Source organism: Pseudoalteromonas sp. DSM 26666, assembly GCF_900116475.1.
Taxonomy (GTDB): domain Bacteria; phylum Pseudomonadota; class Gammaproteobacteria; order Enterobacterales; family Alteromonadaceae; genus Pseudoalteromonas; species Pseudoalteromonas tetraodonis.
This window is the reverse complement of sequence record NZ_FPAR01000005.1, coordinates 105,717-120,607: the sequence shown is the minus strand read 5'-3', so window position 1 is coordinate 120,607 and position 14,891 is coordinate 105,717. Positions and strand designations below refer to the sequence as shown.

At 40.0% G+C, this 14,891-nt stretch carries 10 protein-coding genes and 1 other RNA gene; 5 read left to right on the top strand and 6 right to left on the bottom strand.

Annotated features, from left to right (window positions below; all coding sequences use genetic code 11):
• Nucleotides 1-38: 38 nt before the first annotated feature.
• Nucleotides 39-935 (bottom strand): GGDEF domain-containing protein, encoded by an 897-nt coding sequence (locus BM380_RS10735; RefSeq protein ID WP_008467488.1) that lies wholly within the window; start codon nt 933-935, stop codon nt 39-41.
• A 127-nt stretch (nt 936-1,062) separates the two neighbouring features.
• On the opposite strand from BM380_RS10735, the gene BM380_RS10730 reads away from it, so the two are divergent.
• Nucleotides 1,063-3,036, top strand: coding sequence for a monovalent cation:proton antiporter family protein (locus BM380_RS10730; protein WP_090494332.1), 1,974 nt, complete (start codon nt 1,063-1,065; stop codon nt 3,034-3,036).
• Between the two features lie 18 nt (nt 3,037-3,054).
• Here the strand turns inward: BM380_RS10730 and BM380_RS10725 are convergent, their stop codons facing one another.
• Nucleotides 3,055-4,200: a patatin-like phospholipase family protein gene (locus BM380_RS10725; RefSeq protein WP_016899295.1), complete on the bottom strand. Its 1,146-nt coding sequence runs from the start codon at nt 4,198-4,200 to the stop codon at nt 3,055-3,057.
• Nucleotides 4,201-4,372: 172 nt separating this feature from the next.
• On the opposite strand from BM380_RS10725, the gene BM380_RS10720 reads away from it, so the two are divergent.
• From BM380_RS10720 to BM380_RS10710, 3 genes are all read left to right on the top strand, one after another.
• A complete protein-coding gene (locus tag BM380_RS10720) occupies nt 4,373-5,251 on the top strand; it encodes a DUF3014 domain-containing protein (protein ID WP_090494330.1) in 879 nt (292 codons plus the stop codon).
• Between the two features lie 139 nt (nt 5,252-5,390).
• Nucleotides 5,391-5,487: signal recognition particle sRNA small type (gene ffs / locus BM380_RS10715), an RNA gene on the top strand.
• A 202-nt stretch (nt 5,488-5,689) separates the two neighbouring features.
• A complete protein-coding gene (locus BM380_RS10710; protein ID WP_090494328.1) occupies nt 5,690-8,446 on the top strand; it encodes a hybrid sensor histidine kinase/response regulator in 2,757 nt (918 codons plus the stop codon).
• Between the two features lie 74 nt (nt 8,447-8,520).
• On the opposite strand, the gene BM380_RS10705 is transcribed toward BM380_RS10710, so the two are convergent.
• The 4 genes from BM380_RS10705 to BM380_RS10690 all read right to left on the bottom strand — a co-directional run bounded on the left by BM380_RS10705 (nt 8,521) and on the right by BM380_RS10690 (nt 12,229).
• Nucleotides 8,521-8,922, bottom strand: a complete 402-nt coding sequence (locus BM380_RS10705; protein WP_013465390.1) for a DUF6691 family protein — start codon at nt 8,920-8,922, stop codon at nt 8,521-8,523.
• Nucleotides 8,923-8,925: 3 nt separating this feature from the next.
• Entirely contained in the window at nt 8,926-9,339 is a 414-nt protein-coding gene (locus BM380_RS10700) for a YeeE/YedE family protein (protein WP_036981994.1), read from the bottom strand.
• Between the two features lie 3 nt (nt 9,340-9,342).
• Nucleotides 9,343-10,602 (bottom strand): OmpP1/FadL family transporter, encoded by a 1,260-nt coding sequence (locus tag BM380_RS10695; protein ID WP_090494326.1) that lies wholly within the window; start codon nt 10,600-10,602, stop codon nt 9,343-9,345.
• 202 nt (nt 10,603-10,804) lie between these two features.
• Nucleotides 10,805-12,229: a sugar porter family MFS transporter gene (locus BM380_RS10690; RefSeq protein WP_090494324.1), complete on the bottom strand. Its 1,425-nt coding sequence runs from the start codon at nt 12,227-12,229 to the stop codon at nt 10,805-10,807.
• Nucleotides 12,230-12,715: 486 nt separating this feature from the next.
• Here BM380_RS10690 and BM380_RS10685 point away from each other — a divergent pair, with 486 nt between their 5' ends.
• Nucleotides 12,716-14,887, top strand: coding sequence for an exonuclease domain-containing protein (locus BM380_RS10685; protein ID WP_090494322.1), 2,172 nt, complete (start codon nt 12,716-12,718; stop codon nt 14,885-14,887).
• Nucleotides 14,888-14,891 lie beyond the last annotated feature (4 nt).

Below are 14,891 nucleotides of genomic sequence, written 5' to 3'. Positions count from 1 at the left end.
GGGGAGGCTAGGCTTTTTAAAAATAATGTTTTTATTACTTAATAGGCTTTTGCGCAGTTTCGCCCAGATGCTTTTGCTTTATATAAGCCTTTATCTGCGCGAGAAAATATCTCGTTCTGGCAATCGTCGCTATTAGTCAGCGTAAAACCAATACTGGCTGTGACGTTGTATTTAGACATAATCGGTGAGTTTCTGACTAAACGCATAATACGTTCAGCCACCACTTTATTGGTGGTAAAAGCCGGGTCTTCGATTAATATTGAAAACTCATCGCCACCAAAGCGAAATACCGAATCAGTCCCCCTAATACTACTAGATAAAACCGCAGCAAACTCGATTAAAACGTCATCGCCAATTTTGTGACCATAGTTGTCATTTACTTGCTTAAAATTATCTAAATCAAGCAGCATTAAACTAAACGAATGACCGTTACGTCGATGATTTTCAAGCTTTTGTAGCAACATGTCATTAAATTGACTACGGTTGTTTAATCCGGTTAATGAATCTTTTGTGGCTAACCTTAATACACGGTTATACATAAGCGCATTACGCAATGGATAAATTAGTACACTATGAAAGTGTTGTAGCTTTTTCTCAATAGCCGCACTAAGCGGATACTTTGTATAATAAGTTAATGTGCCTAAGTACTCATTTTCAACTTTTAAATCAAACGAGTACGCTGGATTTTCAACATCACTATTGGGTGTTTTTACATCAATACTTGTTGCTTTAAAATGCACACCAGAAAAATTAAGCAGTTGTTTTGCAAAATTTGCAAACGTTCCTAAAATATCTTCTAAAACTAAGCTCGTTTGCAGTTTAGCTGCCAGCTCATGCAGTGCTGTCGGTGTATTGCTATTATATTGCTCTGCTGAGAACGGCAAAAATTCGCCGCGACCAGAGATACGTTGTGTCAAAATATGAACGTTTTCCACTATTTCTTCCCCCTATAGTATTACTTTTTATAACTAAGCAGGTTATATGCCACATTTACATTCTGGCTGAAACTTATACGGTTGCTATAGTTAAGTTACATTCCATTGATTGCTTATAAGGATTGCATTGCAAAATATTAATGCTCAGGTTTTTGGACTTTTAGTTGCTGCGGTTCTATTTGTATGGCTATTTAAGCGAATAGGGCTTCCCCCTGTATTAGCTTATTTAGCGGTAGGTTTACTAGCTGGTGGCCATGGCGTTGGTTGGATGGCACAAAGCCATGAAATGGACTTTATTGCTGAGCTGGGTATTGTGTTTTTGTTATTTAGTTTGGGGCTGGAGTTTTCTGTATCGCGCTTAATGGCAATGCGAAATATCGTATTTGGCTTAGGCTCATTGCAAGTCATAGTCAGCAGTATCTTGCTTATTTTAATCCTTTATTTATTAAATTTTAGTTTATTAACTAGTTTTACCATCGGCATTATTATTATGCTCTCCTCTACGGCAGTGGTTGCTAAATTATTAAAAGAGAGTGGTGATTTAAATAAACGCCGAGGGCAATTGGCAATCGGTGTTTTACTATTTCAAGACATTGCGGTTGTGCCGTTACTCATTATTTTGCCTTTATTTGCCAGCAGTGATCCCAATAGTATTGGTTGGGCATTACTGTTTGCGCTGACTAAAGGCGCGTTTGTGTGTGTATTGCTATGGGCTATTGGCAAGTGGGTTTTGCCCAAGGTGTTTAAAGAAGTGGCACTAGCACGAAGCGATGAGCTGTTTGTATTAACCACGTTATTGGTGTCTTTGTTTGCCGGGTTACTCACATACTCTTTTGGTTTATCGATGGCATTAGGGGCTTTTTTAGCAGGCATGATGCTAGGGGAGAGCCACTATCGTCATCAATTAGAGGCCGATATTCGCCCGTTTCGCGATATTCTCATGGGGTTATTTTTTGTAACCGTGGGGATGCAGTTAGACATTGGTTTTGTTGTTGATCATGCGGGTATTATTATTGTTGCCTTGATGGGCATCTTAATCTTAAAAATTGCCGTAGTGATGTTATCTTCTTTATTTATGGGAGAGCGAAAACAAGATGCGTTAGCGTGCGCTATAATGTTGTGGCAAATGGGTGAGTTTGGCTTTGTGTTAATTGCACTCGCTGCACAGCATAACTTGCTGAGCGTTGAGCAAGTATCATTTTTAATTGCCATGGGCGTAATTTCTATGGCGCTTACGCCCTATTTAATTGATAAAACCCCTTTTATTTTAAAACGACTAGGCATGTTAGAACGCGCAAAGTTTGCCTTTGAAGACGAGCTTCAAAGTAGCACGCTTTATCATAACCATGTGGTGATATGCGGTTTTTCTCGAGTAGGACAAACTATTGCCCGCTTTTTATCCCCAGAGGCAATTGATTATGTGGCAATAGAGAGCGACCCCATTTTAGTACAGGAAGGAAAAGCGGCGGGCGAGCCTTTAATATTTGGTCATGTTGAGCAAAAAGATATTTTAAAGTGTGCGGGGGTAGAGCGAGCGCGACTAGTCATTATTACTTTTACCGAATTTCAACAAACTCAAATAGTCATTAATGCCATTAAACAGGTTGCACCTAAGGTTAAAATACTCATAAGAACCCGTGATGATAGTCAGTTAGAGCGCTTAAAAGCGCTAGGGGTTACTGAGGTTGTGCCTGAGGCGCTTGAAGCAAGCTTAATGTTGGTGTCGCATGTGTTGTCAATGTCTGGTGTGCCAATGAGCCGTATTATCCGCCGTGTTAGCAGTGAGCGACGAAACCGCTATAAATTATTGCACAGCTTTTTTGCAGGCGAAAATATTGACAGCGATACCAACTTGCCAGAGCGTTTAGAGTATTTACATGTAATAGCCTTACCAGATAAAGCATTTGCGGTTAATAAAGCAATTAGCGAACTCAATTTAGCAAAAAGAAAAGTGCTAATTAAGGCGCTTCGCCGCGAGGGCGAAGAAATAGACACACCACAAGAACACACAATATTGTATGCTAATGATATTATAGTGCTGCAAGGTAAACCACGGCGTGTAGAACGAGTAGAGCATTATTTACTTGATGGTATAGAGTAGCCCATCAAGCAAAAAAACTTACTCTAGCTCTAAGAACTTTCTGATTTCAGGGAGTTGTTTCATACCATCGTCGTATCCGATTTGAATTAAATGCTGGGTGTAGCGTTTTTCAAATAACAAATAGCTGGTCAAACTCGACTGAGAGCGCTTTTTTACCCCTATCATACGTAATAAAACTTTTATCGCCCAAGGCATATCATCGTAATACTGCGCGGCAATGGCATTGAAGTTTTGCGATGGATTAATAATAAAGCTATCTATTTGTTTCAATTCTTGATGCTTATGCTTATTGGGCAGTAAACCGAGTGTGCGGTTTATTCTGTCCAAGCGCTCTAAATCAGATTGCATGGTGTCAGTAAATACACTGTCGAGTAAATGCCCTGCCACGGCCGAAAGCCCCGGGAAATGTGCAGAGTAGCCTGGAGGGTGTGGCTCTTTGGGTTGATCAACCCCAATAATAAATATTTTATTTGCCCCTAAGTGAATAGAGGGGCTTAAAGGTGAAAGCTGATGTATTGAGCCATCGCCAAAGTAATGGTTATAAATATTCACACTTGGAAACACCATAGGAATGGCACTTGAGGCCATTAGGTGTTCAACATTGATACGAGTAGCGCGTCCTTCGCGCTTGGCTCGTTGCCAAGAATGCTGCGTATTTGACTGAAAAAAAGCAACAGAATCGCCAGTAGTATAACTGGATGCAGTGATAGACAGCGCCTCTAAATAGTCACGGTGTAAATTACGCTCAATACGATGTAAATCTAGTATATCGTTTAACAGTTTTCTAAGTGGTCGGTTATTTAACAAGCTTGCTGGTGGATGGTTTATATGCTCTGACTGGAAACTGGTTAAAATATTACGGGTAATATGACCAAACACACTTAAAAAGTCGCTTTTATATACCATCGAAGTTGAAAAGTTTTTCCAAACTGTTTCTAGTTTTCTTACCGCTAAATGCATACATGAGGCGTAACATGCTAAGGCCGCAGAATTAATTGCACCGGCAGAGGTGCCATTTATCACTCTAAAGGGGAGCGGGGCGGTTCTGGGCATACTTTGCGCTAACGCTTTCAAAACACCCACTTGATAAGCCGCTCGGGCACCACCACCTGTTAGTAATAAGGCAATTTTAGGTTTACTAGGATCGACTTGCTTAATTTTCATGTTAGGTATTTAAACTGTTCGCTGTCTTTACTTTATTTATTCACTGTAAGTCTTTAAGCTAGAAGAATCAAAGGATACATTAGCTACATTAATAAATATTAGTGTAAGTTATGAATTAAACCTGTTTAGAGTACTCTAAACAGTATCGCATTTTTATATTTATGGAGTTCGTATGTCAGATAAACCATCAGAATCAGATGTTCAAAAACGTCCACCGAATAACAACCTTATCTTCGCAGGGGTTATTTTATTAATCATTATTATTGCCGCCGCGTTTGTATTATTAAAACCAAGCGAAGCCCCAGAAACAGTTATGCAGGTTGAAGAACCCATAAAAGAGCAACCCGTTATGGAGCTAAAACCTGAAAACGACCCAGTGGTGGGGGCGCCATCGGTTAAGCCAGAAAAACCTGAAGAGTTGGCAGTGCCAACACAGCGCCCAGACGTTGAGCCAGAGTCTGAGGTTATGTCTTTACCAACATTAAATGACAGTGATCCTGTCGTGGTTGCAAAATTAGATGAATACTTAGGCGATGCAGCAATGAGCCTAGTGTTAAACGATGATGTTATTCGTCGTGGTGTGGTGTTTATCGATAACTTAGCAAAAGGTAAAGTGGCTAAAAAACACACCCCAGTTACAAAATTAGAAGAAGGTTTTAGCGTAAACGAAGGCGATATTTTAACCATTGACCCTAATAGCTATGAACGCTACACCCCATATGTAAAAGTACTAACAAGTATGAGTGCCGCACAAGCCGTGCGTTTATACGAAGAATATAAACCGCTAATCAACAGTGCATACACTGAAATTGGCTATGGCGATGATGAGTTTACACAAACACTTGAAGATGCCATTGACTTGCTACTTGATACTCCAGAGCCAAAAGGCAGCTTACCTTTATTGCGTGACTCGGTTACTTATCAGTATGCGTTTTCTGAGTGGGAGCAATTACCCGCTGCACAAAAACAACTTTTACGCATGGGCCCAGAGAACATGAAAAAAGTAAAAGCAGCGCTACGTAATATAAAAGCGCAGTTAGAGAGTAATTAATAACCGCTTTAACCACTAAATACCCTGCGATTGTATATGAAGTATGCAATCGCACTTTCTTTTTTGATTATCCCTTGAATAACAGAGTAAAAGTAGCGATAATCTCAATCGCGCCAACCAAGGCCCTCAATGGTAGTCTTATTGGTCCTCTCGCAACACTAGCAGGCGAACCTGGTCAGGCCCGGAAGGGAGCAGCCACAGTTTGTGACGTGTGTGCCGAGATGTGGCTGGTAAGACTGCCACCCAAATTCCTCATTTGGGTGTATTAAAATTCCATTTTTCAATATTTCTTATTTATATTATTCGTACACTAATTCTAGATCATACCCACTTAGCTAAATTTTTACCTTTATAGACAATAGCTAATGAGTGAGCAATAATTAAAACTCGTGATTATACTTTACGCCGCAGGTGTTAAATAAGCTATTAAGGGTCAATATGACGTCTCAGAAGAATAAGTGGGCGCTTGCTATATTATTAGGGCTTTTGGGGGGATGCGCTAACCTTTTACCTCTGTATTTTTTTGATAGCTCTGAATTTTTATTTGGTCAGACGTTTGTAATACTCAGTTTAGTGTTTGCTGGGCTTCGTTATTCCCTCCTTAGTTTAACTATTGTCACTGGTTTTTTATTTTATCGCTGGGGGCATAGCTGGACCAGTATTGTTTATGTGCTTGAGCTGTTTTGGCTTTATACCTTTTGCTTAAAGCGTTCTAAGCCAATACTTCCTTTAGGCGCAGTGTTTTGGTTTTTAGTCGGCTTACCACTGGTGTGGGCTTTGGGTCACTTTGTTATAGGCCTGCCTTGGCTCACGCTTGTTGTGGCTGCCTCAAAATACTTTATCAATGCCATGATAGCGTTAGCTTTGGTCGACTTAGTGAGTGTGTTTGTTCCCCACGCAAGCCGGGCTTATCAAGGGCAGCCTCTGGCCCGTATATTAAGTTATGTTGTCAGTATCATTATTGTTTTGGTGGTTTTGATCACCAGTGTCTTTTTGGTTAATCAGCATTACTCGCGCTTAGAATACGAAGTAAATACGCAACTTAAAGAAAAATCACGCTCGATCAGTGCCCAGCTTAGTGACTATTTGTTGTTTCATAAAAATGCAATGGTAATAACCAGTGATGCAATGAGTGCCGGAGCACCAATACAGCAGCAGCTTGAGCGGCTAATGGCTTTATACCCTGGTTTTGCAACTAGTCTGTATGCGAGCTCCGAAGGTTATGTTGAGAAAAGTATACCCAGTGAATTGCTCAGTGGTTTAAGTCAGAGTCAGCGTTATGTTAATGATCGTCCTTATTTCGCTCAGGCTCAGCAGTTCCCCTTAGGCTACAGCAGTGGCGTTTTTCAAGGCAGAGGATTAGGCGATCAACCTATTGTTGCGCTTTCGGCTCCCATTTATAAAAATGATGAGTTTTATGGTGTAGTTGAGGGGTCGCTCAAGCTAGATCAGTTAGAGCGGTTTATTCCCAATTTATTTGAGTATAAAGGGGATTTACTTGTTCTTGATGCCGATAAAAAAGTAGTATTTAGCTCGTTAAGTCAGTTTGCTGCGCTGACTGATTTTAAGCAGCAGGATCTTAGTATCCAACGTTTTAGTGGTAATCAGCTTTTTCGCTCAAACGATAACGAGGTGTACCATACAAATCAGTATGTTGACGACACCACAGGGTGGCAGGTTATATCGCTCTATAATCGTAAATATTTAAGCTTGGTGGTAGTGGCTGCTTGGTTACCCACTATGTTGCTGGGGCTATTTTCCATTGCACTGGTGGTATTATTTATTTATAAATTCACCCATTTGCTGGTTAAACCCATCATAGAGTTAACTAATTTAATCAACAGCTTTAGTAAAACTAAAAAACACGTATTTAATACCGATTCTAGTTGGTACGAAGTACTGCAATTACAGCAACAATTTGAAATGTTGGGCAATGCACTTCTGCATTCAATCAAAAGTTTGCAAGCCTCTAATGTAAAAAATGAAGACCTTAATAAACAACTTAGCCAATTTAATCAGCAACTAGCAGATAAAGTAGCAGAACAAACAACTGAGCTAACACAAGCCGTTAAACTCGCTAATGAAGCAAATATCGCTAAGTCACAATTTTTAGCTAATATGAGTCACGAACTTCGTACACCTATGAATGGCATATTAGGTATGGGAGAGGTTTTGCTTCGAGATCAGTCTTTAAGTAATGAACAAAAAGAGTTGTTGCTCACGCAGCAAAAAAGCGCAAAAAACTTGCTTAATATTCTTAACGATATTTTAGATTTTTCTAAAATTGAAGCAAATGCCATGGAGCTAAATAGTAGACCCACGCAGGTAGCTCCATTTATCGAAAATATACGCTCTTTATTTACGCCGATTGTTAGTACTAAAGAAGTAGAATTTAGCATAATTCAAACCACAAATTTACCACTGTATATTAGTGTTGATGAATTACGCTTAAATCAGGTGATTATTAATTTACTCTCTAATGCGTATAAATTTACAGAGCAAGGCTTTGTGCGATTATCGTTCGATTATAACGATAATAAACTTCAGGTTAGCGTTGAAGATAGCGGTATTGGTATTGCAAAGGCACAGCAATCATTATTATTTAGTGAGTTTACCCAGGCAGATGTGGGCGTTGCTCGTAAGTATGGCGGAACAGGGCTGGGGCTGGCTATTTCTCAAAAGCTAATAAAAATGATGGACGGTGAAATTCATTTACACAGTGAAGAGGGTAAAGGTAGTACGTTCACCTTTAGTATTAGTGCGCCAGAATCAGCAGACGCTCCCTCAAAGTTACCTAAAAAAACAGCTTCGCAGCCAAATCTTTTGGATAAACGCATACTGTTGGTAGAAGATAATGCGATTAACCGACAGGTGATTGCAAAAATGCTTGAGCCTACTAAAGCGAGTTTAACAATGGCTGAAGATGGCTTAAAGGCGCTTGAAGTATTGAATAGTCAGTCGTTTGATTTGATTTTAATGGATTGCCAAATGCCGAACATGGATGGCTATGAATGCACTCGCGCGATTAGAACCACTGAAATTAAAACCGGCTTACGAGTACCTATAGTGGCGATCACTGCAAATGCTTATGAGGAAGATAAGCAGCGCTGTTTAATTGTTGGTATGGATGACTTTATAGCCAAACCCATTAATAGCGATGATTTATATACAGTGATTGGTAATATACTCAGTTGAGCAGCAGTTGAAGAGCACACAACATAGATCACGGTTAGTATGCTAAGTGGCCGAGGCGTGCTCGGCAATTCATATTATACTTTTTTGGTCAGCCACATACCGCCAAGTACGGAAGCAAAAAATAGCCAAAACTCTGTTTTAAGTGATACCAGTTGTACAAGCCCGGGGCCCGGGCACACGCCGCTTAAGCCCCAACCTAAACCAAATAAAATAGAGCCAGTAATTAACCGCGTATCGACCTTTTTTAAATCGCTAAGGCTTAGTTTGTCGTTAAACACCGGCGTGCCTTTTTTAGTGAGCCAAAACCATGCGCCCATCATAATGGTCATTGCAACAGCCATAACAATAATTAAGCTACCGTCCCATTGCTGATTAAAAGTGAGAAAGTTAAGCACTTTATCTGGGTTGGTCATGCCACTAATAATTAGTCCCAAACCAAATACAAACCCTAAAATAAGCGTAATAATTGCGTGCATGATTTACCCTACTAAATTAGCGGTGATAATGGCGATTGCCATAAACGTACAGGTTGATACCCATGAACGGGCCGAAAAGCGAGACATACCACATACGCCGTGACCACTCGTGCAGCCATTCGCTAACGTGGTCCCCGCACCGACCAAAAGCCCTGCAATAATAATCATCCAAGGCGATAAGTTTAATTCGCCTACTAACAGCTCAGGGGCAAATAATTGTATAAATACACCTGCTAGTAATAACCCCATCACAAAACACAGTTTCCAACGAGAAGCTGCTGCCAGTGGATTAAAAATTGATTTTATAAGCCCTGAAATTCCCGCTACTTTACCAAATAAAACCAGTAATAACGCGCAGGCTAGACCAATTAACCCACCGCCAATAGCCCCAGATAGTGGTGTGAATTCGGTTGTCATCGTTTAAATCCTCCAAGCAAGGGATACACCCAATCCTGATTGTTCCATTGAAATTGATAGTTGTTGATTAGGCGCTAAATAGTTTGCACCTGTTACATTTTTAGAGGGTGAATAAAAAGCCATTGCGTTAAATTCTACCGCGTCACTAAGCGCATGACTAATGCCTGCTGTAAAATGCCATTCTTGCACACCGGGCGCTAAAATATTAAATAAAATGTCAGATGATGGAATGGGTTGCTCAGTATAAGAAGCACCAAACCTAATTTTTTGTTGCTCAGTGCGTTGCCATTGATAACCCAGTTTATAAATACTCATATCGTGCCAACCAAAGCCTGCTCCGGCTTCAGCCCCTAGTGGCGCTGACATTAAATTAGTGATAGGGTTGGCGATACTTTTTACTTCACTGTAATTTATTTTTTGCCAATCAAACACCACTTGGTGCGATGGTAAAAACTGCCAAGCGGTACCGAGCTGAATAGAGCTTGGTAAATCAAACCCGCCTTGCTCTGCAAACAGGCCGCTGTAACGGTCAAATTCATCCATAGACACTGATGAACGGTAACTGGCGCCCCAGCTAAATGACGAATTAATAATGTGGCTGATCCCAAGTTGCATTCCAATGCCTGTGCTGGTATCAACGCCATTATTAGACAGCGCCTCTGGCTTTTGCGAAAAGGCGGCAAAATTTGCCAAACCTTGTGCTTCAAATTGTTGCACTACATAAATAGCAGAAACACCTAGGCGTATTTGTTCATTTAATTGATAGCTCATGGTTGGACTGACAAATAACTGTTTTAAGTCAACACCAGTGGTGCCGCCATAAAATGTGCCTTGAGGGGCAGAAGCAGCCACATATTCTGTGTTCATTCCGCCGTTACCGTAAACTAATAGGCCAATATTAATGCGCTCATTTAATTGATGGCCAATAGCAAATTCGGGAATTGCAAATAAGCTGTTATCACTTTTTTTGGTTGTTGCGTCCAAATACAGTGCATTGGGAAAGTATTCATCGACCTTTGCAGCGGTGTAGTTACGCTCAGGAGCAAATAATTCTATGCCTACCGACATTTGCGTGCCATTAGCTGAAAAAGTAGCCGGGTTATTTGCACCCGACATTAATTCTTCTGATAACGCTACACCAGCACCTGCCATGCCTTTGTGAGTCATACCGTAGCCATGAGTAAAATAGCCATTCGTTGCAAATACATTAAATGTGCTTAACGCAGAGGTGAAAACAAGGCCTGAGAGTAACTGTTTTTTCATTTAAATTGAGACTAAGTAGAGAAAGTTGGAGAACAATAGCTAACTTTTTATATTCCAAAAAAGAACTTTAAAAGATTATATATACTAAAAAAGCATATTGTTTGTGGATGAGGAACAGGTAAATGAAAGGGCTTACAAAGGAGGGTTAAATACACTGGAGTAAAACAGCATTTTTAAGCGCTATTTTACTCCAGCCAAGTAATTACATTGACTCTAACTTCATACCGCGTGTCTCTTTAATGTATTTAACTACAAAAAACACACTAATAAACGCCGAGAGGGTATAAAAGCCATAGGCGCCTGCTAAACCAATACTACCTAGCATGATAGGGAAGGTCATAGTAATAGCAAAGTTAGCTATCCACTGCGCACTAGCAGCAACTGCAAGCGCGGCGCCGCGAATGCGGTTATTAAACATTTCACCAAGCAGTACCCACACAATTGGGCCCCAGCTTAAACCAAAAAATACCACAAACAGGTTAGCCATTATTAAAGCAAAGGTACCCATATTTTCGCTAAGTGCTAACTTGCCCGCTTCATCAAGGCCTGCACTGCCAAAGGTGTAGGTAAGTGCACTTAAACTAATAAACATACCTATACTACCTACCAGTAACAATGGCTTACGTCCCACTTTATCAACTAAAGCAATAGCAATAAAAGTAGACAAAATATTAGTGGTACCCGCAAGCACGTTTATAAACAGTGATTGTGACTCATCAAAACCAGCGGCTTGCCAAAGCTCTGAACCGTAATAAAATACCACGTTAATACCAACAAATTGTTGAAACACTGACAAGGCCACACCCACCCAAACAATAGAGTGTACCTTTTTACTGCCATCGATAAATAAATCGCGAATACTTGGTTTTTTATCGCTTTTCAGAGACTGCTTAACGTCATTGATTTGCGCATCAGCATCATCGTTTGAAATTTTATTAAATACAGTTTTAGCGTGTTTAAGCTTGCCTTGTGCGACTAAGTAACGCGGTGACTCAGGAATAAACAAGACCCCAATTAAAAATAAGCCTGCAGGAACCAGTTCAGCCCAAAACATCCAGCGCCATGCTGCTAAGTCTAACAGTAAAATACCCTCGGCACCGCCTGCGGCATTAGCAATTAGGTAGTTACTTAAAAAGGCAGCAAACAGACCCAGCACAATAGCAAGCTGCTGCAGTGTTGCTAAACGGCCGCGTAAGCTGGCAGGTGCTACTTCTGCAATATAAGCCGGCGCTAAAACAGATGCCGCACCTATACCTAATCCACCAAATAAGCGGTAAAAAATAAACTCAGCTGAGCTATCAGCAATACCAGAGCCAAATGCACTGATAGCAAATATAAGTGCAGTGACAATCATAATAGCGCGACGGCCAAATTTGTCAGCTAATGGGCCAGCAGCTAAAGCACCCAGCGCACAACCAAGTAAAACAGAGGCAACATTAAACCCTGTTGCTACACTGCTTGAGTTAAATGTATTACCTAATGCCGATACAGTGCCATTTATAACGCCTGAATCAAAACCAAATAAAAAGCCACCAATGGCGGCAACAGCCGATATAAAAATAACGTATAAAAGTGAGCACTTTGTCTGTGCGCTTTGCTCACCTTTAGTTGCATGCTGTGTTGTCATGTTGTTCAATCCTAATTTTTATTATGTGTAATGAAGTTAAAGTACCACTAATAATTTGCGGGCAACCTTAGCACAGAGTAATCACGCTAAAAAAGATATTTCAATAGTAATACGTATGCATAAATAAATTAATTGAGTTGCGCGAGGGTCTGTTTATCTTTTGAGGTTGAAGTTTCAGCAGTGTGTTTGGTTTTTAAGCAAAATAGATCTTTTGCCATGTGAATGCCCGTAAATAGGTACTAACGCTTCGTTAATGTTAAACACGCACTGCTTGAAGGGTTCTGCTATCTACACAGGTGAAGATAAGGGCCAGGGTATAAAAAGGGTGCTCGGTTTTAACTTAGTTTATTAAGTAACAAACCTCGCTGAAATTAAAGCGCCCGAGATTGAATCAATTTAAATTCTAAAAGGCTATTAACTCCCAATTGGGTTGCTAAAAGCGCTCAAATAATTATACTGTTTTTATATACAGTATTGGCGGTTGTTATGAGAAAAGAGTTACCAGCAAAATATTATTTGGCACATTTTAAAGAGCTAATAGGCTTTGTGAGCGATAAATGTATGCATTTACTTGAGCAAAAGCACATTACATTTATTAATAAAATAAACACCCTCGACGAGCAAAGCCAATGCATGCTAGCACGTATTTATTCTCGTAAACCTTATTTAGTGCAAACTCAGTCATTAAATTATGAAGAGATTATTTCGCCTTATCAGGCACTTTTTAATTTAAAAACAGCTGGGTTAATCTGTGAACCCTCACAAGCAGACGCTAAGCAACTGCTTAGTCATCTAACAAAGCCGGCCTTAATTGAGTTGTTATCTCAACAAGAGCAGCCACCATTATTTAAAAAAAGTGCTGCTAAAAGTTGTTTAGTTGAAGTCGCTATTTCATTTTTTGAATCTAAGCCAGAGCGTCTTTCGCATTTGTATAATCAGTACGTGATCAATAATAGAGATGAGTGTTACCAGTATTTTGAGTTTTTGTATATTGGCAGGCTCAGTGCCGGTGATGTGAATCATCAAAACCGGTTTGTACTAAGAGACTTAGGGGTAACTCCTGTTAGGCAAGGGCATAATGAAAGTTTGTCTCGCTTTGACTCAATTGAGGAAGCGCAATCTAACTATGTGTTAAACCGTTTTCGGTTAGCCGTTAAAAACGCGAAAGATGACAATGAAAATGAGACGTTAGCAAAACAGTTAATAAATGAATTAGCAGTAGGGGTTGTAGCTCGAGAGCTAAAGAATAAGTTATTGGTCATACTTTATAAGCAACTAAAAACAACTAACCCTGTATTAGCGTTTGATGTACTCAATGCCTGCGAAGACGATGCGCACGCACTAGAAATTCAAATAAGAGAGCAATACCGTTTAGGTAATAAAGAATGGGTAAAGGCGCAACTTGAGAAAATTATAGAAAATCCGCTCACCGATGAGTTACTGTACTTTGCGGATGACTTTTTAATGCGCAAATTTAACAAGCAAACACGCTCACGGCTTAGTGAAATGTTAGCCAGTACACGCTGTATTATAGAGGTTGATGAACTTTACCGTGGCGATGTTGAGTTAGGTGTAAGTGATCACTACACTCGTCAAGGCAAACAGGTTTTTTATACTGAAAATACTTTGTGGCAAAGCTTATTTGCGCTGGTTTTTTGGCAGGAACTTTTTATTGAAACCCCGACACCGCCTTGTAATGAATTTGATATTTACCCGCAAGCCTTAAAAACAGACACCTTTTATTTAAATCAATCCTCACAAATAGAAGCGCGGCTAGCTGCGTGTAATAGTACCCAAAAATTGCTGCGTTTAGTGTGTAACCATGCAGCGAAGTATTATGAGCAACCAAATGGCTTATTTAGATGGCACAAAGATGTATTAAAGCCATTAGAGATGCTTATTTTAAACAGCCCGATAAATGCGCTATTAAGCCATTTAAAAAACATGGCAAAAAACTACCGACAGCTAAAAGATGGTTACCCCGATTTAATGATTGTTGATAACAATGCCGTTCATTTTGAAGAGGTTAAAGCGCCCGGAGATAAGCTTAAAAGAAACCAGCTAGTGAGTATCGATAATTTAAAAAGCTGTGGCTTTATCGTAAATATTGCAGCGGTGAAGTGGTATGTAGACCCTAACCGTATTTATAGTGTAGTTGATATTGAAACTACAGGAGGCCTCAAAGGCGGTAACCGCATTACCGAAATTGGTATTGTTAAAGTAAAGCAGGGCGAAATAGTTGATACATGGACCACATTGATAAACCCAGAGCGACCCATCCCTCGTTTTATTACCTCGCTTACAGGCATTAACGATGCCATGGTAAGCAATGCGCCCATATTTAGCGAGATTGCAGCGCCGTTACTGAATCAATTATCAGGCAGTATTTTTGTGGCGCATAATGTTAATTTTGATTATGGATTTATTAAAAAAGAGCTTGAGAGGATAGGGATTAATTTTAAAATGCCGAAACTGTGTACAGTCGTTGAATCACGTAAAGCATTTAAGGGGCTAAAGTCATACTCGCTGGGAAATTTATCTGCACACTTTAATTTAGACTTAACCAATCATCACCGTGCATTAGACGATGCCAAAGCTGCCGCGCAGTTATTATTACTGGTTCAGCAATCTGCAGATGAAAATATAGTTGCTGTTTAAAAAA

Coding starts and splice junctions, on each gene's coding strand:
- BM380_RS10725 (WP_016899295.1), bottom strand. CDS start 4,200: ATGAAAATTAAGCAAGTCGATCCTAGTAAACCTAAAATTGCCTTATTA.
- BM380_RS10720 (WP_090494330.1), top strand. CDS start 4,373: ATGTCAGATAAACCATCAGAATCAGATGTTCAAAAACGTCCACCGAAT.
- BM380_RS10710 (WP_090494328.1), top strand. CDS start 5,690: ATGACGTCTCAGAAGAATAAGTGGGCGCTTGCTATATTATTAGGGCTT.
- BM380_RS10705 (WP_013465390.1), bottom strand. CDS start 8,922: ATGCACGCAATTATTACGCTTATTTTAGGGTTTGTATTTGGTTTGGGA.
- BM380_RS10700 (WP_036981994.1), bottom strand. CDS start 9,339: ATGACAACCGAATTCACACCACTATCTGGGGCTATTGGCGGTGGGTTA.
- BM380_RS10695 (WP_090494326.1), bottom strand. CDS start 10,602: ATGAAAAAACAGTTACTCTCAGGCCTTGTTTTCACCTCTGCGTTAAGC.
- BM380_RS10690 (WP_090494324.1), bottom strand. CDS start 12,229: ATGACAACACAGCATGCAACTAAAGGTGAGCAAAGCGCACAGACAAAG.
- BM380_RS10685 (WP_090494322.1), top strand. CDS start 12,716: ATGAGAAAAGAGTTACCAGCAAAATATTATTTGGCACATTTTAAAGAG.